Genomic DNA, 21,542 nt, shown 5'->3' on the forward strand with positions numbered 1-21,542 from the left:
CGTCAAGACAGAGCCAGTACCATACACATGATTAGTGCTTATGCTTCATCAAACAAATTAGTACTTGGCCAACTTAAAACAGAACAAAAAAGCAATGAGATAACTGCCATTCCTGAGTTGATAAAGATGTTGGATATCAAAGGGGCTTTAGTGACTATCGATGCTATGGCTTGTCAAACAAAGATAGCCAAAACCATTGTGGAACAAGGCGGTGACTTCCTGCTTGCCGTTAAAAGTAATCAGGGAAAACTGCGTGAAGCGATAGTCAAAGCCTTCTCTTCCCAGCGAGCCAACAATACAGACAAATCCACAATTGAACAGGGTCATGGTCGTACAGAGGTAACCGTCTAGCGAACCACACCTCGCATCATTAATCTGCCTATTTGAAAATACCTGCTCAATGATAAATTTGGAGCAGGTGATGAAAACATACAGAACAGCGGCACAGTGGCTCGGTTTACTTCAGCAGCGCAGCAATTTCAAAGGCACTAATGTTGAATTCTGCCAACATCATAATGTCTCGATTACCACTTATTATAAACAACGTGCTTTACAGGCTGAGAACCAGCAAAAAACAACCTTGCCAAAGCGCGCTACATCATCACGCTTTATTCAACTAAAACAAACCACCACTGACGTCTGCGAGCACACTCATCAAAATACACTGCAGTTTGATACCCGCACCGGCCAACTCACCCTACCAGCAGATTTAGCAACGACCGATATCGTTGCCATTATTAAAGGGCTAATGGCATGAAGATGTTTGTTGATATCCCCACTGTTTATTTATGTGCCGATGTGGTCGATTTTCGTAAATCGATTAATGGGTTAGCCGCCTTAGTGGAAGCTGAGCTTGAACTCCCAGTGCTCAGTGGTGCGCTATTTGTCTTTTGTAATAAAGGCCGTGACAAGCTCAAATTGCTTTACTGGGATAACACCGGCTTTGCGCTGTGGTATAAGCGATTAGATAAACATAAGTTCAAATGGCCCAAACTCATGTCACCCACCATGACATTAACCGAGCAGCAATTACACTGGTGATTGTCGGGTTATGATGTCATTGGCCACAGCAAAATTGATGTCGCAGGTAAGCAACTACTTTAATATTTGCGATCGATTGATGATCATCAAAGGATGTTCATTTAGCACTGGAAACCCGCTGGTTACGCCTTAAAATAGGCTTCATGAAAAATGTACTCGCCCTTCAACAGCGCATCGCTGAGCTGGAAAAACTGCTCGAAAATGAGCGGCAATTATCTTTACAAAAAGATGCGCAAATCGCTGCGCTAGAGGAACGCTGGCGCCTGGCCCAACAAAAACAATTTGGCAAAAGTGCTGAAGGCTTTGTAGGGCAAGGCGAGTTATTCAATGAAGTAGAAGAGATTGTTGAAGCCGCTGAGGCTGAGCAACAATCCATTAGCTATATCCGCAAAAAACCGGTGCGTAAGCCACTGCCAAAAGACTTACCCCGTGAGCAAGTTATCCACGACATTGAAGATAAAACCTGTGATTGCTGTGGCGGTGAGCTACATAAAATGGGTGAAGACAAGTCAGAAAAGCTTGAGTTTATCCCAGCGCAAATCAAAGTCATTGAGCACATTCGGCCTAAGTACGCCTGCCGTCACTGTGATAAAGCCTCAACTCAAACACAGATAAAGCAAGCCTCAATGCCTGCCATGCCCATCAACAAAGGCATTGCAACGAGCAGTTTGCTCAGTCAGCTTATCACCAGTAAATACCAATACGGGTTACCGCTTTATCGCCAGGAAGCGATGTTCAAGCAATACGGTATTGAGCTCAGTCGCCAGACCATGAGCAGCTGGATAGACAAATCCGCCACACTGTTTGCACCACTGGTGGAACGGCTTAAAGCCGAGCTGTTAAAGCAGCCCACGTTGTTTGCCGATGAAACGCCACTGAAAGTGGTGAAATCCGATAAGGTGAACAGCTACATGTGGGTGTATTGCTCAGGTCGAGATTCACCTGAGCCAAACCATCCTACCCCCAATATCGTGCTTTACGATTTTCACAATAGTCGGGCGGCCGCCTGCGTGGTCAATTATCTTGATGGATATCAAGGTTACTTGCACGTAGATGGTTATCAAGCTTATGAAAAAACATAGGCAACCTTAGTGGGATGCTGGGCGCATGCGCGTCGTAAATTTATCGATGCGAAAAAGCTGCAAGGGAAAAATAAAACCGGCAAAGCGGATGTGGTATTGAGCCTTATCCAAAAACTGTACGGCGTTGAGTCACGCGTTAAAGATAAAAGTGCGGATGATATATACACGACAAGACAAGCAGTCAGTGTGCCTATACTGGACAAGCTAAAAGCATGGCTTGAGCAAAACCAACCGAATTTAGTGGGTAATACCAAACTGATAGAGGCAGCTAATTACCTGGCTAATCAATGGCACAAACTCATTCGTTATGTTGATGATGGCAGACTGAGTATTGATAATAATCGTGCTGAGCGAGCGGTAAAACCGTTTGTGATTGGCCGAAAAAATTGGTTATTTAGTCAGACAGCTAATGGGGCTCATGCCAGTGCCACGCTTTACAGCATTGTGGAAACCGCAAAGGTTAATGGCTTAGTGCCATTTGATTACATCATGGCTTGCCTTAATGAACTGTGCCAACCAGCACCGGATATAGACAGCCTGATACCATGGAGTGTTAAAAGATAGGTGTAGTTGCCCGGACGCTTACGTACAGAGTGTCGTCAGTGCTATGTTATTGACAGTACACACTTAGTCGGTGACTTTTCAAAGTGGAAAGGGTTAAAAAATATCGTTATGGTTGAAAATTGTCGCCTTGAGAAAGGAAAACCAATCGAGCTTGAGTACCGTTATTACATCAGCTCTAAGGAGCTAAGTGCTGAACAAGCTGCGATAGCAGTTCGAGAACATTGGGATATCGAATCAATGCACTGGGTGCTTGATGTCAGTATGAGTGAGGATGCATGTCAAATCTATAACGCTCACGGAGCGGAAAATATGTCAAGCCTGCGTCATATGAGTTTGAATATGTTACGAGCAGAGCCGACCAAGATACGCATTGTTGGAAAACAAAAGCGATGCATGATGAATCCATCGATGCTTGAAGCAGTATTAAAGGCTGGATTTAGTAGCTCGGTTATAAATTAAGCACTCATGCGGTAGCCCTGCATCATAACCTTAGTTAATAATCTTATAAGTTTACTACTAATTATCACTGCTGCTATAGGTATAAATTAATGAGGCTCACTTTAAGCATTAGCACTAATCTAGTTGTACTTTATATTTGAGTCTGGCTGGTAGAATTTCATCAAACTCACAGTCAAGTGCATTAACTATTTTGTATAGAGTTTCCAGTTTGATGTTGACGCAACCTCTTTCCATTTTCCCGTAATTACCTCTTTCAATACCGACATATGCTGCAAATGCCTCTTGAGAATAGCCAGCATTAACTCTTAGGTATCTTAATTTATCGCCAAATTCAATTACTAAATCACTCACCTATCAACACTCCAGGTAAAATGATTAGATTTTCATATTGAGGTACAAGCCACCACGCCCTATAATACCCATTCAAGATAAATTATTAGGATCTGTTTTTGATGTTAGACCCATTCGTAGCTCAAATCATTAAAGCAGAAAACTTTGATAAGTTCACAACAAGTGATGTCCGCTCTGCATATTTTGCATTAAAAAAAGATCCCTCTTTGGATAGCGCAGAGATCAGAAGAATGATTTATGCAGAATTAATGAAGTTAGTAAAAAAAGGCTGGTTAGAGAGGAATATACAAAAGCAAAAGGGACAGACTAGATTCAAAAAAACAGTTCATTTTGATGCCACAAACCTTCCTGTTAAGCCTATGGCTTTATTACCTATTTCTGATATTGAAGGCATTGATAAACATAAGAAATTGAGCGCAAAACTAAACTACTATAAATCAGAACTATTATTGAGCTTAGGTGAATCAGAGGCATATAAAGAGATATACTTAGAGCTGCCTGATTTAGCTGAAGAGTTACAACCCAAGTACAATTTAGCGAGGGAAAATAGCACTAAATTGTTGGGGAAAATCAAGGCCATTGAAGCGATCATCGAACAGAGAAATATATGAGACTTAGACGTTGGCAAAATGCATGTATAGATTCGTCATTAAAACAATACCTTAATGGACAGTCTCATTTCTTGGTTTTAGCGACGCCTGGCTCAGGAAAGACTCTGATGGCCTCTGTTTTATCAAACCATCTATTGAAGAATGACCTTGCTGATTTAATCTTTTGTTTTTCCCCATCTTCGATAGTTTCCATGGATTTTGCTGAGTGCTTACAATTAAGATCGAATGAACGTTTTGACGGGCTAATTGGTTCAAAGGGCAGAGCTTATACTTATCAACATTTGCAGTACTTAGATGGTGCTTTTTGGGAGCTATTTGAAAAATATCGAGTATTCGTTATTTTCGATGAAATCCATCATTGTGCAGGATCTACTGTTGATAATGCGAATTCATGGGGAGAGCATATAATTCTGAACATTCAGAACAAAGCTCGATTCACCATGGCATTAACTGGCACGCCTTGGCGCTCAGATACGGCCCCTATCGTTTTTGCTAGCTATGCCTCACCAGATGGTGAAATCTCATGTGATTACGTCTATGGCCTTTATGAGGCAATTTTAGACGGTGTTTGTCGCGTACCTCAGATAATCGCTGTTGATAACAATCATATTTCAGTAATAGAAAATAATGAAACCGCCGTTTTCGAAAGCTTTGATGACCTACTGTCTAACTCCCAAATTGCATACCAGGACGTAATCGAAAATGATGATGTAATAAAACATATCATCACTTCGGCTAGTAAAAAGCTAGATTTTATAAGACTTGAAAACTCTAATGCAGCTGGCTTAATCGTAGCTTCATCGATAGAACAGGCCAATAGAATTTCAACATTAGTAAAAAAATGGCTTCAAGAAGAAGCTGTTGTCGCTACCTATAAGGAAAGTGACCCGACAGCCATTATTCAACGATTCAGACACTCAGAATCCAAGTGGATTATTTCTGTTGGAATGATTAGTGAGGGAACCAATATCCCTCGCCTACAAGTGTGTTGTTATCTCTCAAACATAAAAACTGAAATGTATTTTAGGCAAACACTAGGACGAATTCTTAGAGTTACAGACACTATTAATCAAGAAGCAATTCTTTATATGCCAGCGGAGCCCAAGTTGCTGGAGTATGCTTATAGAGTTAGACATGACGTGCCTGTTGAGGCTGATGTTGTAAAATTTGAAACAATGCAATCACTGCTTGTCGGCGATGAGACTAATAGTCAAAACAAAACTATTTCTCTGAAAGAACCTAGCATTGATTTGGCAGGCAAAGAAATTAAACTAAATGGTTTCATTGAAAACACTGATAGCTTGTTCGATGAAGATTTTTTATCAACTTCATATGACCAAGTGATGAATATATTCGGTCGTTTCAAACAAGAAACCATAGGTATAGGTATAGGGTTAGGATTAGATTAGGTGAGTTGAAGTAACTTTACTTAACCTGAACTCGAGATAAGAAGTGAACTAAACGCCCTCTTTATGATCAGATCTTTCGACCAAGAAGGATTTAATCATGCTGAGGGCGTATGAATAATTTAGTGGATATATTTTGTGATGCCGATGATTTTTGTGCTGTATTCATTCCGCAATGGAAAACACAATGCCTGACTGACAGCAAACGAAAACGTCAGCGCTCAAATAGAATGGACACGAGCGAAATAATGAACATTATCATACCATTCCACACATCCCACCACCGTGACTTCAAGAACTTTTATTCTGGTTATCTTGCTCGATTCTTTAAATCTGATTTTTCACATTTGCTCAGTTACAGTCGCTTTTTGGAAATAATGCCCACGACTGTCGTGCCATTGTGCAGCTATTTTTGTACCATAAGAAGCCAGCCAACAAGGATTGAGTTTATTGATTCAACGAGTATCAAGGTCTGTCACAACTTACGAATTCCAAGGCATAAAAAAGCTTATCGGGCTTCGCTAGCCGAGGAAAAGGCACGATGGGATGGTTCTACTAGTTTAAACTTCACCTAATTGTTAATCGCAAAGGCGGCATTGTAGCCGCCAAAATAACGCCCGCGAATGTGCATGACACTCAGCCTGTTTCGGGGATGGTGGTTAACTCAATGGATAAACATTATGCCGACAAAGGCTATATTAGCAAAGCACTGGCGAACGACTTACTCGAACAAGGTGTTACGATCGTCAATAATGTCCGTAAAAACATGAAAGCTAAAGCATTATCCCTATGGGATAGAGCGATGCTTTCACGTCGATTTATCATTGAAACCATCAATGACCAGCTAAAAAACATTTCACAAATAGAGCATACAAGACATCGAAGCGTGCATGGTTTTATGTTGAATATGATAGGCGGATTGATTGCCTATCAACTGAAAGAAACTAAGCCACAACTCAATATTACGAATGCTGAATTTGGCGCTATTGTTGTTATGGCTTAAACCGATCTCAGGTTACTTACTTCAACCTAGATTATTTATCATTATTCAACTTGATATTGTAACTTAATCAAAATTTTGAAGCAGGGTCTATAATAAATGTGACTTTCTGTGGCTTATCTTGAAGAGAACGAATGAAAACAGGTTGGGATTTTACGCTTGAGTAGTTTTTATCAACCATTTCGCAGTCATCTAAATGCTTGATTAAACTTTTTATAGCATCTTTGTATTTGTCTGGAACCCTCATCACGACGGTTTTTTCGTATTTAGTTTTTCGACCTGCACCAGTTCGAAATCCGCCATGTGTTACCTTGTATTCAGCTTTTTCTTCAGACATGTAAACTCCAAGTTTGATTTTGTTACATTATCAGGCTATCTTGAATAAGTTACAAAATCAAGAGCCTCGATACTTTTAATGATGACGGATAGCTTTACATGCTGTGAGGTTAGGAAGATTGAGACAAGTTTTTATGCATGGCTGTAATCCTTGGATTAGAATTGCACCTTCAACAGCGCTAATAAGTAATCGTCCCGATATGAATATTTTTCAATCTTATTATTGGGCTGAAATGTGATAGATAAATGAACTTTTAATACAAATCTTGAGCTTATTTTTGATTAACCTTGAAATACGCTTTCAAATGTACAGCACTATTAACAGGCTCTCTGACATGCAAAATATTAGGACTAACATCCAAGCTTTAAATAAACAAAATCCTGCACCTTTCTCAAATGACATCATCTATAACTACAGCACCTATTTGAGGAACAATGATATTTACCTTAAAGACGATAGAGAACACTACGTTGCCCCTATTCCGTTCGATCAAATAGTAGGCATCGAACAGATGTATGGTGATGACTCAACCTGGGGGCAATGCATAGAAGGACGATGGCTTAAGCGCCTGAAACAAAGACTTATAGAACTAGAAGACAACCCGCAGTATTATTTATCGGAAGTCGAACTGCCAAACCTATCCTTCATTAAGGTTGGAAGTAAGTACTTCATCAGCACAGGTAAACATCGCACGATTATCGCTAGATTTTTGTCCTATTTTAACCCTGAAGTGTTTAGCAACCGTTCTCCGTTTGAGTTTGCCAAGGTGACAGAGTGTTTTATTGACACCGAGTATGCCTCGTTTAAAAGGCGATTCGACGCTGTTACTGATAACTACCCTTCGTTAATATTTAAACTGCAACACACTACGGCAGAAGACGATCTGCATTTTCTACTTATCAGAGAAAATAGGGCCAATGGAAAATCCGAAGTATTCACTCGAGCCCAAGCCTACCAGGTACTTGACGCACTAGAGAGTCCATCAGTCAAAGAAAAATGGAATTCAGGTAGTGTGTATTACAACAGCAATATTTACTCGTTTATTCCATATCAAACCTGCTTTAAGGCTTTTTTCGGGCACCCTTAGAGCAAAAAAGTCAATCGAAAACCGTTGCTAATCATCGTTGTTGAAATCACTTTTGCCCCAAAACTCGTTTGAAGCGAAAAGTGATTTAATATGAGCGGGGATATTTGCGTCCGGCGAACTACGCCTTGCCTAGATCAACGCGCTCAGCGGCACCACTTTTTGCTTAGTGGGTGACGAATGCGGGTTAAGTTTTTAGCCCACGCATAAAATGTAGATAGGGTTAAGTCACTGGTTTTACAACATTCAGCTTTGGTTAATTCACTTTCAGTTTGCTGCTGAAAAATACGCTGCCAGTATTGTATTTTATCGTTTTTTGACATGATTGTTCGCCTAGATTTAGTTAGGAAATAATCATGCTAAATTTGAAAATTATTGGTATGTGGGATTAATTGATCGCTTACTTTTCATCTTTGAAAGTATTTCTAATCGCTTTTTGAATCTCTACATATTTCGTCTACGAACTCAAATTCCAGTGTTGTATGTTCAAGATAAAAAGGGCTAAGTCGTGTTGATATTTCATGCTTTATTGCCATATATTCTTGTTGATCAAAATAATGATTCACTACTAAATGAGCTGTAAGAACATGCCTTTCGCCGTCAAGGGACCACAAATGGAAATGATGAATATCTTCAATAAACTTCAATGTTGATAATTCAATTTTTATTTTTTCTTGAATGGCTTTCTCAGGTGTTGCTTGTAAAAACAGACGTATTGCAGTACGGAGGTTTTTTAAGACATTAAAAAGAACAAATAATGTAAATCCTATTGAAAGTATGGGATCAAGTATTGGGAGTTCGATATATATTAGGACGATAGCAACAATTAATACGGCTACCCAACCTAAGACATCTTCCAATAAATGCCAATTAAGTACACGTTCGTTTAATGTTTTCCCTTCACTTAATTTGAAAGCAGCATAACCGTTAACAATCACCCCCAATATCGCTAACCACAACATGCCTTGAGCATCAGGCATTTCTGGCGATATCAATCGAGGAAATGATATGGTTAATACCCAAATCGATCCCGCGATTAAGACAACACCGTTAATTAGCGCACCAAGTAAAGAAAAACGGTGGTAGCCGTAACTAAACGTTTCATCGCGACTTTTCTTGCTGAGTTTGTTTAATCCCCATGCGAGACCAATGGATAAACTATCTCCTAAATCGTGAACCGCATCTGCCATTATCGCGGTACTGTTGGTTAACCAGCCGCCAATAAATTCGATAATAGTAAAACAAACATTTAATATAAATGCCCAGCCAATACGACTTGAAGACATATCTTTAGGAATATGACTGTGTCCATGGCTAGCTGGGTGTTGATGTGAATTGTCGGACATTACTTTCTCCTATAAATTGATATCCCGCAGCGAATACCTACGGGATATCTAGTTAAAGCAAACAGTTATATTTATTTAACCAAGCAGCACTACCTTCTCATTTCTTCAATCCGACCTTTAGAAAACCAAGCATAAAGTACGGGAAGAACAAATAAAGTAAGGAACGTCGCAGTGACCAATCCACCCACAATGACTGTAGCTAATGGCCGTTGTATTTCAGAGCCAACACCAGTTGACATGATAATAGGTATCAAACCAAGGGCAGAAGTAATCGCTGTCATCAATACGGGACGAAGTCTTGATATAGCACCTTCGTAAACAGCTTGAGCAATACTTTCCGTACCTGTTTCAATGCGTAGATTAATCGCTTCAACCATAACCACACCATTGAGAACCGCAACACCAAATAAGGTAATAAAACCAATTGAACTTGGTACAGATAGGTATTGACCAGAAATATACAAGGCAACTATGCCACCAATCATAGCTAAAGGTAAATTAACGAGGATGAGCATGGCTTGACCCACACTGGCAAAAGCAAAATATAATAACAACGCAATAATGCCAATAGAAAGTGGCACAACAATAGCTAGTCGTTGCTGTGCTCTTTGTTGATTTTCAAATTGCCCACCGATATCAACAGAATAACCCGTAGGCAAATCAACCTTAGTTGCAATTGCTGCTCGAATATCTTTTACGACACTACCCATGTCTCGCCCTTGTACATTGGCTTGAATAACGACGCGTCGCTGAACATCATCTCGGCGAACCTGAGGAGGGCCTGATTCAATGGCAATATCTGCAACATCACCTAGTCGTACCCATGCACCTGTTGGGGCTTGTAGTCGTAAATCAGCAATAGTTTGTTGTTGATTTCTAAACGCTTTGTCTATCCTCAGATAAATATCATAACGTTCATTACCATTAATGACTTGCCCTACTTCGTGACCACCGATACCATTTCGCACTAACCTCATGACATCACCAATCGATAAACCATATCGAGATAATTGACGACGGTTTGGTCTAACGACTAACTGAGATTCTCCTGCTATTGGCTCCATCGCTACATCTCTTGCACCATCAACACCTTGAATAGCATTAACAATAGCTTGACCTTGCTGAGCCAGGACATCGAGATCAGCACCAAATAGTTTTATGGCTAACTGCGCTTTAACACCAGAAAGTAATTCATCTACTCTTGTTGCGATAGGTTGAGAAAAATTCAGTAGTAAACCGGGGAATTTCTCAAGTTTTACTTCCATTAAACCTTGTAGTTCATGGCGTGTTTTAGCGCTGGTCCACTCTACAACTGGTTTGAGACCAATATAGATTTCAATGTTACTCACTGGCTCAGGATCACCACCAATTTCTGCTCGGCCAATACGACTGGTAGCATAAGTAACTTCAGGAAATTCAAGTAATATTTTTTCCAGTTTAGGGGCAACTGAAAGCGCTGTCGCTAAACTGGTTGATGGAGCCATTGTTACACGTAAATTAATCGTGCCTTCTTCAAGCTCTGGTACAAATTCAGTACCTAAATTTGGCACTAAAAATAATGTACCAACAAGTAAGGCTCCAGCCCCTATAAGAACCACTTTCTTTGCATTCATTGCCTTTGTTAAACTACGACGGTAAAATTTTTCTAGCACACTAACGAAAGGGCTGGTTCGTGCTTTAAAACCTCGTTGAAACAAGTAACTAGCTAACGCGGGTACAACAATGAGAGACACGGCTAACGACGCAACCATAGCAATCATAATACTAATAGCCATCGGCTGAAATAGTTTGCCTTCAACCCCTTCTAAGCTAAATAATGGCGCAAAAACCACCATAATAATTGTTACTGCAAAAAATACTGGCTTAGCTACTTCTCTAGCGGCAATTTGTATACGTAAACTAACATCGACATCTTTTTCGACATCAAAAGGGTTCTCACTGTCATGCATTCCTTTATGACTATGTTCGTGACGACGGTCTGGCTGACTGAGATGTTTGAAAATATTTTCCATCATCACCACCGCACCATCGACCATCATACCAATAGCAACCGCTAAACCACCCAGAGACATTAAATTCGCAGACAAGCCATTGTAAGCCATGATCATTAATGCCATCCCAACAGAAAGTGGAATAGAAATAAGTACCAATAAAACAGCTCGAACATTCAGTAAGAAAAGTACTAACACGATAACAATAAAGATAAAAGCCATTATCAATGCTTCAGCGACCGTACTAACTGCTTTTTCAATCAAATCTGCTTGATCATAAATAGGTTCAAACGTGACACCTTTTGGCAGGGCTTGTTGAATAAGTGGTATTCTGTCTTTTATGCCATCAATGGCAACTTTGGTATTTGCGCCCATACGCTTTAAAACAATGCCGGATACAACTTCACCTAGAAATTTACTACCGTTAGTACCAACACGTTTACTCATGGTAACCGCGCCTTGTCTAATTTCGCTTCCAAACTCAACAGTTGCCACATCAGCAAGATAAACAACAGTACCTTCAATTGTTTTAACAGGGATTTGTTTTAGTTCTTCAATACCTTTTTCATCACTACTTAACCAACCAACACCTCGAATAATAAGTTGCTCTTGGCCTCTATCCATATACCAGCCTCCCGCATTGTCATTATTATCTTCTAATGCATTAGCGATATCTTGTTGAGTTAATTGGTAAGCAAGCAAACGAGAAGGATTAATATTTACTTGGTATTGTTTAACATTTCCGCCGAATGCTAAAACATCTGTAACGCCATCTACTGGCATTAAGAGTAATTTAACCACCCAATCGTTAAGGCTTCGAAGTGACATGCTGTCATACCCCGAGTCTTCATCAGCGAGCAATAAATATTGATATACTTGCCCCAAACCAGAAGTGTTTGGGCCAATTTCAGGTGTACCAACCCCTTCAGGGATCAATTCTTTTGCTGATTGCAATCGTTCAAAAACCAATTGACGAGCAAAATAAATATCGGTGCCTTCTTTGAAAACAACCGTAATACCAGACAAGCCTGTTTTAGAAATAGAGCGTACTTCTTCAACATCAGGTAATGCATACATTACGGCTTCTATTGGAAAGGTTATGAGTTGTTCTACTTCTTCCGAAGCCAAACCAGGCGCCTCAGTATTAATTGCCACTTGTACGTTGGTAACATCTGGAAATGCATCCAAATTCAAACGAGGAATAATAAAAAAGGCCGAAACCGTGAACGCAATCAAGGCAAGAATCACCAATAATCGGTTAGCGACAGACCAGTCAATCAAACGATTTAACATGTGTTAGTTCTCCAATTATCAGTTAATTAATGGTTATGAGCATCAAAACTGCCTTTGGCAATTTCCGCGGCAACATAAAAAGCGCCAGTTGTAACGACTTTAGTACCTGATGGCAAACCAAAAATTTCACGTGATTTTCCCAGTTGTCGTCCCAATTCAACTTCGACACCTTTAAATTCGCCATTTTCTTCAACAAACACCATCCAATCACCATCACTACCACGCATTAATGCTTCTTCAGGCACAGTCAGAACTTTTTTGTCCGTTTCAAAGGCAAAATAGACATCCGCAAATAAGCCTGGATGAAGCTTATGACCGACATTTTGAACCTGTAAGCGTATAATACGTGTGCGAGTTACTGGGTCTATGGTATGAGCTTTTTGAGTGATCGTAGCTATGTATGTATTGTTACCTACATTTACTTGCGCCTTTGAATTTTCAGGTAAGTCCAATTCCATTGATGGAGCTAAACGTGCTTCAACCCATAACGTATCTTCATCAGCCAACTCAAATAAAGTACCGCCCGATTCTATGCGTTGGCCTTGACGAAAATTATCAGATAATACCGCGCCAGAAGTCTCAGCGTTTAGAGTGTATTGCCCCAGTTTTTTAGTGTTGGTAGTCAAAGAGATAATAGCGTCAGTAGATAAGCCAAACGCATATAATCGTCCTAAGTCAGCCTCAAAATCGGTCTGAGCTTCTATAAAGCGTTTCTCACCTACCGCTTTTCGACCAAGTTTTTGAACCCTTTTCCATTCTGAATCAGCGAGCCTATAGCTGGCTTGAGCTTCAGCCATTGACTCACTAAATAGGGTGACTAACGGTTGATTGATTTCAACATGATCACCTAAAGCAACATGGCGTTTTAGTATCACTGAATCTACTCTTGGCGAGACTAAATAACTGGTATAATCATTAGCCTTTATCTCCCCTTGAGCATAAATACTGTAAGCCATCGTCTGAGGCTCTAGTACGGTTATGTTAATTTCAGCTAAAGTTAATTGCCCCTTTGAAAGTTTAACTCCCGCACCTTCTTCCTCCTCATTTTTAGCTTCATGTCCATGTCCATCATCTTTTTCTTCAACATGCTTTTCGTTTTTTTCAGATGATTGAACATTTGCAAATGTCGCAGTAGTTATGGTTGTTATTCCACAAAAAAGTACGGCCAGCGTTATTAATTTAATTTGCTTATTCATATGTTTTTTCCAAAATTGGTTCATTGACTATTAATTATTCAAATTACATTTAATGATCAAGGCTGAGATAATTGTTGGAGCACAGTCTTAATTTGCCCCACTTGTAATAGCCAATCTATTTGGCTTAATTGAAATTGACTTTGTAAGTCTATGCCCGCTTTAAGACCTTCAGCACGCTGTTGTAAAGCGAGTAAATACTCGGTAGTGCTCACATCACCGCTTTGCCATTGCTTTTGCAGCAAGTCGCCACTACGTTTACCTCTTCCATCCATCAATTGTTGCCAACGTTGATAGTTTTTTTGATAAGTGAGCAAGGTGTCGATACTTGATTGAATAGAAAACCGTTGTTTGCGCATAATGGAGAGAAAATTTGCTTCGGCAGCTAATGCTTGTTGATTCGCAGCTCTTGCTTGTGCTGAAAAATTGTTGCGAATGTTCAGAGGCATTGAAAGCGTTACTCCAAGCACATTGTCTCCTGCATTTTTACCTGCATTTATACCGATAGTAGGGTCCGCTTTAGCCTCCAACATTGACAGTTGAGCATTACTTTTAGCTATTTGCCACTGCGCTTTTGCCTCTAGAACTAAAGGATGTTGTTGAAGCCATTGAGGTGATAATTGATAATTGCTGATAGTCAAACCTTGCGCAGGTAAAACCTCTTTATCCGGCGTCCAATCCTGCAGTAGCTCCTTGACTTGAGCTTCAGCTTGTTTTAATTGAACTTGTGCTTTTGCGGTAACATTCAACATTTGAGATAAACTTAAAAAAGTAAGTTCAGCATCTACTTGTCCAAGATCACCTGCTTTTTGACGATCCTTAACTAAATCAAGTATGGTTTCCAACTGCTTTTCTTGTTCTTGAGCTATAAAAGCTTGCTTTTTAGCTGCTTGCCAAGTAATTAACGCTTGTAAAGCTTGCGCTGTCTTTTCTTGAACAAGAAAATCAAAGTGTTTGCTTGCTTGAGTTAAGCTAAAGTTAGCTTGTTGCTCTTTTGTTTCTCGTTTATCCCACCAATCAATCGTTTGATTAATGCCAATGGAATAATTATTAGCGTCACCTTCTCGCTCATAACCAGTCTCTAGTTCAGGATTATAAAGCGGTTGCTTGTTCCCTTCCGCATTTGAAAAAACAGCATTCATTTCTTCTTTGGCAGCAATAATATTTGGATGTTTGTTTATTTGCATTGACAGCCAAGACGTCGATGTTGGTTGTGCATTTGCTCTTTGTATATTGATTAACATAGCTAAAAACATACCGACGCATAGCATGGCGCAAATACTTTTTTTAAAAAATATTTTCATAAATTAAACTCATATTTATTTTGGTAGTGTTAACTGACGACAGTAAAATCGTAAGTAGACAAGAATATAAAGATGCTCAGCTAAAATGAGCTATTCAAATAGAGTTAACTTATAGGAGGGATTATTGGGTTATCAGAGTATGCATTAGCATATTGATATGAATATAGGTATTGATGAGTTACTAGTATATTGTGATCAATACTAGGTTTAGTTTGAGTCAAACATTGAGAATGAAACCCATGACAATGTCCACAGTGATGACAGTCCTCAACACTATGTTCACCTTCTATTGGTAATTCGTTATCAACTATTTGGCTATCATATTCGTGAGAATGTTCGGTTTGGATATGTTGTACATCTAATGTATGCGTTTCTTGTGAATTTGCAATAGCTACAAACGATTGTATTACAATCGCAATCGCTAATATTAAATTTAGAAACTTATTTTTCAAAGAAATAACCATCAGATGCACAAAGTTAAAGTAGAACATTTCTTATTGATTTCGTCAATTAAACTAAACTGTATTTTTAAAGACTGTTGTCGCTTAAGTCGTTAAACAGCTTCTTTGTATTGATCTGGATTTCTGCCAGTTTCGCTCGAAATCACAGTAGGTTTCACTAATTTATTCATGCTCGTTTCTTTTTCTAATAACTCTTGGTCGAATGATCGGATCAAGGAACGAGCATTTAGTTCCTTTGGGGAGCTAATTTCTTATCCGAAGCTCAGGTAATTTACTAAAGTTTGTCAAAGCTACTCCCTTGTACGGTTTCTCATTTCAGTTGATTATTTCCATAATCAACCAAGCAGGAATACCCCGATAGCAAGTCGGTTTGGGTACCACTAAAAAAAACATCTGCTCATCACAGACTTAAAATGTACTTCACCCCTTCGCAACGTTTAACTGCTTTTGACCGTTAACGTTCCATAAAACGCATTGTTGATGGTCAGCTTGTTTTTGTCCTCCACACCATTACAGGCTTTCACAGGCCAAGCTTAACTCACTACTACTACGGGGTCATCTGCCACCACACACTAAAATTGATCTTGGCTTTCGCCTTGACTCAATGTCTCCGGTCTATATCCGGATTCAGTGCCAGGCTTCCCCAGTTACTGCACTGACTCCCTGTTAACAATGCCACCCTCAAACACAGCTTAGGTCTGGCTGAGTATAGGACTTTGCGTTATTTTGCACGCTTACCCACCTCAACTGCCGAAGCAGGTTCACTTGCGTTGTGTACTGTTAACTTCCTATGGCTTCCTTCAGACCCTGTCGTTGACCAACAACGCCTTTGCGATTATCTTCCCCTCAGTAGGGTTGATCTGGGCATCTTTCAGCCTAGCGGGTTTGCCAGCTTCGCTGGGCAAAAAAAGCGACCACTCAATGAGTCGGTCGCTTTTTATTAGTTTCTAACTTTTCAGTTAGTAGCGATCTTTATGACTAGTTTCGAACATTATTTAACTTCCATAATAAATGAACACTGGGACACCATTACCCAAGCGATTCACATGATTATGCGACCATTTCAAGTTAACTAACTCAAGCTCTCATAATGTGTAGTAGTAAACAATTAGGATGATGGTGTTATCAATTGCCATTATGACCAACAGGCTTCTAAGTAGATAGTGCCGCCTTTAGACGCCTTGTTCTTATCCTGACTTAGTAAGAACAATGGTTGCGACTACTTCAATTAGAAGTAGTCGTTTGGCAATCACTATTACATTACTTACCGCTTATTTAAAGCCATTACTCTCTGATATAGCAACAACCTCGCCATCGTCTTCAATTTTAAAAAATATTGTCTTTTTTGTTTGTGAATTAGTCGCACTCACTACATAGCTTCCCCCATGGGTGCTTACAATGTTCACATCGGCAGTGCTTATGCTTTCCCACGATGAAGGCAATTTGCCCACTTCATATCCTAAGTCTTTAAATGTCAATTTCTGTATTGTTGTTATTGTAATACCCTTGACCTTTTCATCGTTCATATGACTATGTCTTGAATGATCCATACTTTTCATTCTATCTACATGTGCAAATGAATCACTACTGACAAGAGCGCTACAGATCACTAAAATTAAAATTAAATATCTCATTTACTTGTCCTTATGATTTTAAACCAATCACTTTATATTGACCTTTAACCAGTAATTTAATGGTTACAGGGGTGGTAGACTTATTTTTCCAATACCAGCCATGAGATCCTGCAAAGGGGGCGGTAAAACTCCCTTTCATCTCATCAGACGTGGCAATAACATAACTCTCGTAATATCCAGTTGTATCTCCTTCTGGTTCGCCGTGTAGATCGAAGAACAATGCGTCTCCATCAGTTAGCCATTCATAGGTCATTTTCTCGTATTGCTGCATTTCAAACTTATATTCGACGCCTCTGCCTGCAGGCACTACAACTTCGATGCTTTGAAACTCAGTTGTACCTTCTACTTTTGCGCTTTCTGGTGTTGCCGGTTCAGCCGTTTGAGCCAATGCGGTGACACCTATTTTTTGACCAATACCTGTAGGATCGATATTGTATTCTGCAGGCAAAATAAGGGTGACTAACACAACAGCCGCTAAAACCGTTGCTGCTAAAGAAGCTTTAATTAGCGTGTTACTACTTACTGTATGTTGCATATATTTCTCTTTGTTATTAATTAATAAAGTAACCAGTCAATTGATAACCCATCAACATGACGCCAGCACTCATAAGTAGAGTATTTGTTAGTGTTGAAAACTGCTGAAATGATGGCCATTTACGCCAGACATTGATCACAATTAATATCACCACTAAAGCCGCAAACTGACCGAGTTCTACACCAATGTTAAATGCGACTAAATTGGTAAAGAGGCCTTCATTAGGTAAGTTAAACTCTTGTAATTTGGTCGCTAGCCCTAGGCCATGAAAAAGCCCAAAAATGAGAACAGCCCACTGCGTATTGGGTTGCCAATTGAAGCAACGTTTAAACCCACCTAAATTATCAAAACCCTTATACACCACAGACAAACCTATAATGGCATCAATAAGGTAAGCATTGACTTGGATATCGCTTAACACACCTAACAGCAACGTAGTGCTATGACCGATGGTGAACATCGTGACATATATGAAAACATCACGGCTTCTATATAAAAAGAAAATAACGCCAACCAAAAATAGTAAATGATCGTATCCGGTAATCATGTGTTTTGCGCCAATGTAAAGAAATGGCACAAACTGTACGCCGCTATTTTGCTCTAAAAAAGCTCTAGTATTGTCATCAACACCATGAGCGAGTACCTCAATGCTAATAAAGGAGCAACATAAGAGGAGTGCGAACAAGCAATAGCTTGATAATTTACTTGGCATTAAATGACTCCAAAGTTTCTGTTTTAATCAAAATCGTATCCTTATCTTTATGTAAAATTCGGTAAAGTGCGGGAATAACAAATAAAGTTAGTAGCGTTGAGGAAATAATCCCACCGATAACTACCATAGCTAAAGGCCGTTGTACTTCAGAACCCATACCACTATTAAACGCCATCGGAAGAAAGCCCAACGATGCAACAAACGCAGTGGTCATTACAGGTCGAAGTCGAGTTAATGCACCGTCAAAAATAGCCTGGTGTAAATTCATGCCCTCTTTTCGTAATTCTCGGATAAACGAGACCATGACTAATCCATTCAAAATGGCAATACCTGACAACGCAATAAAGCCAACTGCTGCTGATATTGAGAATGGAATACCACTTAACATTAATGCAGCAACCCCGCCCGTCAATGCTAAAGGCACGCCTGTAAAAATGATTAATGCATCTTTGATTGAATTCAGCGCTAACACTAACAAACCAATAATCATGAGCAACGTGACTGGTACTACAATACTTAAACGCTGTGAAGCGGACTGGAGCTTCTGATAAGTGCCGCCGTATTCAATCCAGTAACCAGCAGGAATATCAACATTGGCAGCAACGGCTTGTTGAATATCACTCACAAAACCACCTAAATCACGGCCTCTCACATTTGTTGTCACAACGACTCTACGCTTGCCATTTTCTCGATTAATTTGGTTTGCACCATTAATCAATTCCAATGAAGCAAGTTCTTGTAATGGCACAGAACGACCATTGCCCAGATGAATTGGCAAATATGACAGTGCGTCGACATCATTACGCAGTACTTCATCTAATCGAACGACAATATCCGAACGCCTATCACCTTGATAAAACTTGCCAGCAACGGTTCCACCTAGCGCAGTCGCTAATTGGGATTGCAATTGCGCTTTACTGATCCCGTATTGCATAATTTTGTCAGCGTTAGGGATTATGGATAAAAGCGGTAACCCCGTAGTTTGTTCAACTTGCACATCGGCTATACCTTCAACCTGGCTAATGGCTGACTCAATTTCATTACCTAATGCGGCAAGGGTTTCAAAATCATCGCCGAACACTTTAATTGCTAATTCGGCTCTCACACCCGCCAGTAATTCATTAAACCGCATTTGAATAGGTTGCAAAAATTCATAACGATTGCCAGGTATTGGCTCTACCAACGCAGCTAAATCCTCTACAACCTGCTCTTTTGATTTATTAGGATTAGGCCATTGATCACGTGGTTTTAGAATAATAAAGTTGTCTGCAACACTTGGCGGTACAGCATCAGTTGCCACATCGGCCGTGCCTATTTTGGCAAATACTCTTTCAACCTCCGGCATTTGCTGAATTTTTTCTTCTAACACTTCTTGCAATGCAATTGCCTGACTTAATGATGTTCCAGGAATGCGCAGTGCATGCATGGCAATATCACCTTCATCAAGGTTTGGTACAAACTCACTGCCTAGCCGGGTAGCTTGGTGGCCAAAAATGACCACTAACAACACCGCCATACACACCACAATCCAACGACCTTTAAGCACCATATTTAACGCTGGACGATACAAATAAGCCGCTCCACGAATAATTGGACTGTGCTTTTCTTTGATTGGTTTTTTAAATAACAATGCAATCATTGCAGGCACAAAGGTTACCGACAGTAACATGGCACTTAATAGGGCGATAACAACGGTAATGGCCATCGGGTGGAACATTTTCCCCTCTACACCTTCAAGGGCGAAAATGGGTAAATACACGGCAGTAATAATGAACACACCGAATAACGCTGGGCGGATCACTTCACGGGTTGCATCAAACACTAGTTCTAAGCGTGCTTTCAAAGGTAAAGAATGTTGCCCAGCTTGACTCAGACGGCGCAGGCAGTTTTCAACAATGATAATTGCACCGTCCACTAACAAGCCAAAATCAAGCGCACCTAAACTCATTAGATTGGCACTAACACCAACTTGAACCATGCCTGTCACAGTCATTAACATCGCAAACGGGATCACCAATGCGGTTAAAAATGCGGCCCTGAAATTACCAAGTAAAATAAACAACACAACTACAACTAAAATAGCCCCTTCGGTCAGGTTTGTTTGTACTGTACTAAGTGTTTGATCAACTAACTTAGTACGATCGTATACCGCGGTAGCCACAATCCCTTGAGGTAAGCTTGCATTAATTTGTTTTAGCTTCTCACCTACTGCGTGAGCCACTGTGCGACTATTCTGGCCGATAAGCATAAATACCGTGCTCATCACCACTTCACGGCCATTTTGGGTGGCAGCACCATTGCGCAGCCCTTTTCCATCACCAATATCTGCCACATCTTTTATGCGAACAGGTGAACCATCAATACTTTTTAGCGGAATGTTACCAATGGCTTGTAAGTCTTCGGCTTGCCCAGGAATACGCATAAGCCATTGCGCGCCATTTTGCTCAATAAATCCTGCGCCTTGGTTTTGATTATTTTGTGCAATTGCGTCAACCACATCAGCTTGAGTAACACCAAACGCGAGCAGTTTTTGGGGTTTGAATGCAACCAAAATTTCACGTTCAAACCCACCAATAGGATTCACCTCAACAACGCCAGGCACACGCATTAGTTGCGGACGAATAGTCCAATCGTGAACAGTACGTAGGTCGGTGGGTGTAATCTCGGAGCCATCGGCATGTGTTGCATTGGGTAACGCATCCACTGTGAACATGAAAATTTCACCCAGCCCAGTGGCAATCGGTCCGAGTTCAGGCTCAAGTCCTGACGGTAATTCTGAACGCGCGGCAGATAAGCGTTCACTCACCAATTGCCGAGCAAAATATACATCGGTATTGTCATCAAAAATGGCAACAACTTGCGATAAACCATAACGTGACACAGAACGGGTATATGTAAGCCCAGGCAATCCCGCAAGCGCATTTTCTAATGGAAAGGTGACCCGTTGTTCAATTTCTAATGGTGTATACCCTAGTGCTTTGGTGTTAATCATGACTTGTACATTGGTGATATCAGGGACAGCATCAATAGGCAGCTTGGTAAAATTCCAGGCGCCCACAAAAGCCGTAATCATCACTAGTACTAAAACGAGTACATTGCGCTTTATGGAAAAGCGTAAAATAGATTCCAACATTTACT

The 21,542-nt window shown here is 40.2% G+C and carries 16 protein-coding genes and 4 pseudogenes; 9 read left to right on the plus strand and 11 right to left on the minus strand.

Annotated features, from left to right (window positions below):
• The 5 genes and pseudogenes from H5123_RS19520 to H5123_RS19540 form a co-directional block, all read left to right on the plus strand.
• Nucleotides 1-339, plus strand: a pseudogene (locus tag H5123_RS19520) (ISAs1 family transposase); the annotation flags it as partial.
• Nucleotides 340-421: 82 nt separating this feature from the next.
• A complete protein-coding gene (locus tag H5123_RS19525; protein WP_182699025.1) occupies nucleotides 422-757 on the plus strand; it encodes an IS66 family insertion sequence element accessory protein TnpB in 336 nt (111 codons plus the stop codon).
• Complete coding sequence (tnpB, locus tag H5123_RS19530; RefSeq protein WP_182699026.1) at nucleotides 754-1,041, plus strand: IS66 family insertion sequence element accessory protein TnpB; 288 nt, start codon at nucleotides 754-756, stop codon at nucleotides 1,039-1,041. The genes H5123_RS19525 and tnpB overlap by 4 nt, the downstream gene beginning before the upstream one ends.
• A 143-nt stretch (nucleotides 1,042-1,184) precedes the next feature.
• Nucleotides 1,185-2,687, plus strand: a pseudogene (gene tnpC, locus H5123_RS19535) (IS66 family transposase).
• 12 nt (nucleotides 2,688-2,699) lie between these two features.
• Nucleotides 2,700-3,146, plus strand: a pseudogene (locus tag H5123_RS19540) (ISAs1 family transposase); the annotation flags it as partial.
• A 114-nt stretch (nucleotides 3,147-3,260) separates the two neighbouring features.
• On the opposite strand, the gene H5123_RS19545 reads toward H5123_RS19540, so the two are convergent.
• Nucleotides 3,261-3,497 carry a helix-turn-helix domain-containing protein gene (locus H5123_RS19545; protein ID WP_182699027.1) on the minus strand — a complete coding sequence of 79 codons (237 nt, stop codon included), beginning with the start codon at nucleotides 3,495-3,497 and terminating at the stop codon, nucleotides 3,261-3,263.
• Nucleotides 3,498-3,598: 101 nt separating this feature from the next.
• Here H5123_RS19545 and H5123_RS19550 point away from each other — a divergent pair, with 101 nt between their 5' ends.
• From H5123_RS19550 to H5123_RS19560, 3 genes and pseudogenes are all read left to right on the plus strand, one after another.
• A complete protein-coding gene (locus tag H5123_RS19550) occupies nucleotides 3,599-4,108 on the plus strand; it encodes a hypothetical protein (protein ID WP_223419997.1) in 510 nt (169 codons plus the stop codon).
• Entirely contained in the window at nucleotides 4,105-5,517 is a 1,413-nt protein-coding gene (locus H5123_RS19555; protein ID WP_182699028.1) for a DEAD/DEAH box helicase, read from the plus strand. The genes H5123_RS19550 and H5123_RS19555 overlap by 4 nt, the downstream gene beginning before the upstream one ends.
• A 110-nt stretch (nucleotides 5,518-5,627) precedes the next feature.
• A pseudogene (locus H5123_RS19560) lies at nucleotides 5,628-6,517 on the plus strand (IS982 family transposase).
• Between the two features lie 67 nt (nucleotides 6,518-6,584).
• Here the strand turns inward: H5123_RS19560 and H5123_RS19565 are convergent.
• Nucleotides 6,585-6,851 (minus strand): hypothetical protein, encoded by a 267-nt coding sequence (locus H5123_RS19565; protein WP_182699029.1) that lies wholly within the window; start codon nucleotides 6,849-6,851, stop codon nucleotides 6,585-6,587.
• Nucleotides 6,852-7,185: 334 nt separating this feature from the next.
• On the opposite strand from H5123_RS19565, the gene H5123_RS19570 reads away from it, so the two are divergent.
• Nucleotides 7,186-7,938 (plus strand): hypothetical protein, encoded by a 753-nt coding sequence (locus tag H5123_RS19570; protein WP_182680761.1) that lies wholly within the window; start codon nucleotides 7,186-7,188, stop codon nucleotides 7,936-7,938.
• A gap of 143 nt (nucleotides 7,939-8,081) precedes the next feature.
• On the opposite strand, the gene tnpA is transcribed toward H5123_RS19570, so the two are convergent.
• From tnpA to H5123_RS19615, 9 genes are all read right to left on the minus strand, one after another.
• Entirely contained in the window at nucleotides 8,082-8,258 is a 177-nt protein-coding gene (tnpA, locus tag H5123_RS19575) for an IS66 family insertion sequence element accessory protein TnpA (RefSeq protein ID WP_182680760.1), read from the minus strand.
• A 102-nt stretch (nucleotides 8,259-8,360) separates the two neighbouring features.
• Nucleotides 8,361-9,281, minus strand: a complete 921-nt coding sequence (locus tag H5123_RS19580; RefSeq protein WP_223419168.1) for a cation diffusion facilitator family transporter — start codon at nucleotides 9,279-9,281, stop codon at nucleotides 8,361-8,363.
• An 89-nt stretch (nucleotides 9,282-9,370) separates the two neighbouring features.
• On the minus strand, nucleotides 9,371-12,565 hold the full coding sequence (locus tag H5123_RS19585; protein ID WP_182699030.1) for an efflux RND transporter permease subunit: 3,195 nt from the start codon (nucleotides 12,563-12,565) through the stop codon (nucleotides 9,371-9,373).
• Between the two features lie 26 nt (nucleotides 12,566-12,591).
• Nucleotides 12,592-13,761, minus strand: coding sequence for an efflux RND transporter periplasmic adaptor subunit (locus H5123_RS19590; RefSeq protein WP_160056810.1), 1,170 nt, complete (start codon nucleotides 13,759-13,761; stop codon nucleotides 12,592-12,594).
• A gap of 56 nt (nucleotides 13,762-13,817) precedes the next feature.
• A complete protein-coding gene (locus H5123_RS19595) occupies nucleotides 13,818-15,062 on the minus strand; it encodes a TolC family protein (protein WP_160056811.1) in 1,245 nt (414 codons plus the stop codon).
• Nucleotides 15,063-16,794: 1,732 nt separating this feature from the next.
• Nucleotides 16,795-17,157 (minus strand): DUF6488 family protein, encoded by a 363-nt coding sequence (locus tag H5123_RS19600; protein ID WP_160056812.1) that lies wholly within the window; start codon nucleotides 17,155-17,157, stop codon nucleotides 16,795-16,797.
• A 10-nt stretch (nucleotides 17,158-17,167) separates the two neighbouring features.
• On the minus strand, nucleotides 17,168-17,692 hold the full coding sequence (locus H5123_RS19605; protein WP_182699031.1) for a hypothetical protein: 525 nt from the start codon (nucleotides 17,690-17,692) through the stop codon (nucleotides 17,168-17,170).
• Between the two features lie 16 nt (nucleotides 17,693-17,708).
• Nucleotides 17,709-18,404: a HupE/UreJ family protein gene (locus tag H5123_RS19610; RefSeq protein WP_182699032.1), complete on the minus strand. Its 696-nt coding sequence runs from the start codon at nucleotides 18,402-18,404 to the stop codon at nucleotides 17,709-17,711.
• Entirely contained in the window at nucleotides 18,394-21,537 is a 3,144-nt protein-coding gene (locus tag H5123_RS19615; RefSeq protein ID WP_182699033.1) for an efflux RND transporter permease subunit, read from the minus strand. The genes H5123_RS19610 and H5123_RS19615 overlap by 11 nt, the downstream gene beginning before the upstream one ends.
• Between the last annotated feature and the right edge of the window lie 5 nt (nucleotides 21,538-21,542).

This window comes from Shewanella sp. SR43-4 (assembly GCF_014163845.1).
Taxonomy (GTDB): domain Bacteria; phylum Pseudomonadota; class Gammaproteobacteria; order Enterobacterales; family Shewanellaceae; genus Shewanella; species Shewanella vesiculosa.

Excerpts from the sequence above, each read along its gene's own strand:
- H5123_RS19525 (WP_182699025.1), top strand. The coding sequence starts at position 422 with ATGAAAACATACAGAACAGCGGCACAGTGGCTCGGTTTACTTCAGCAG.
- tnpB (WP_182699026.1), top strand. The coding sequence starts at position 754 with ATGAAGATGTTTGTTGATATCCCCACTGTTTATTTATGTGCCGATGTG.
- H5123_RS19550 (WP_223419997.1), top strand. The coding sequence starts at position 3,599 with ATGTTAGACCCATTCGTAGCTCAAATCATTAAAGCAGAAAACTTTGAT.
- H5123_RS19555 (WP_182699028.1), top strand. The coding sequence starts at position 4,105 with ATGAGACTTAGACGTTGGCAAAATGCATGTATAGATTCGTCATTAAAA.
- H5123_RS19565 (WP_182699029.1), bottom strand. The coding sequence starts at position 6,851 with ATGTCTGAAGAAAAAGCTGAATACAAGGTAACACATGGCGGATTTCGA.
- H5123_RS19570 (WP_182680761.1), top strand. The coding sequence starts at position 7,186 with ATGCAAAATATTAGGACTAACATCCAAGCTTTAAATAAACAAAATCCT.
- tnpA (WP_182680760.1), bottom strand. The coding sequence starts at position 8,258 with ATGTCAAAAAACGATAAAATACAATACTGGCAGCGTATTTTTCAGCAG.
- H5123_RS19580 (WP_223419168.1), bottom strand. The coding sequence starts at position 9,281 with ATGTCCGACAATTCACATCAACACCCAGCTAGCCATGGACACAGTCAT.
- H5123_RS19585 (WP_182699030.1), bottom strand. The coding sequence starts at position 12,565 with ATGTTAAATCGTTTGATTGACTGGTCTGTCGCTAACCGATTATTGGTG.
- H5123_RS19590 (WP_160056810.1), bottom strand. The coding sequence starts at position 13,761 with ATGAATAAGCAAATTAAATTAATAACGCTGGCCGTACTTTTTTGTGGA.
- H5123_RS19595 (WP_160056811.1), bottom strand. The coding sequence starts at position 15,062 with ATGAAAATATTTTTTAAAAAAAGTATTTGCGCCATGCTATGCGTCGGT.
- H5123_RS19600 (WP_160056812.1), bottom strand. The coding sequence starts at position 17,157 with ATGAGATATTTAATTTTAATTTTAGTGATCTGTAGCGCTCTTGTCAGT.
- H5123_RS19605 (WP_182699031.1), bottom strand. The coding sequence starts at position 17,692 with ATGCAACATACAGTAAGTAGTAACACGCTAATTAAAGCTTCTTTAGCA.
- H5123_RS19610 (WP_182699032.1), bottom strand. The coding sequence starts at position 18,404 with ATGCCAAGTAAATTATCAAGCTATTGCTTGTTCGCACTCCTCTTATGT.
- H5123_RS19615 (WP_182699033.1), bottom strand. The coding sequence starts at position 21,537 with ATGTTGGAATCTATTTTACGCTTTTCCATAAAGCGCAATGTACTCGTT.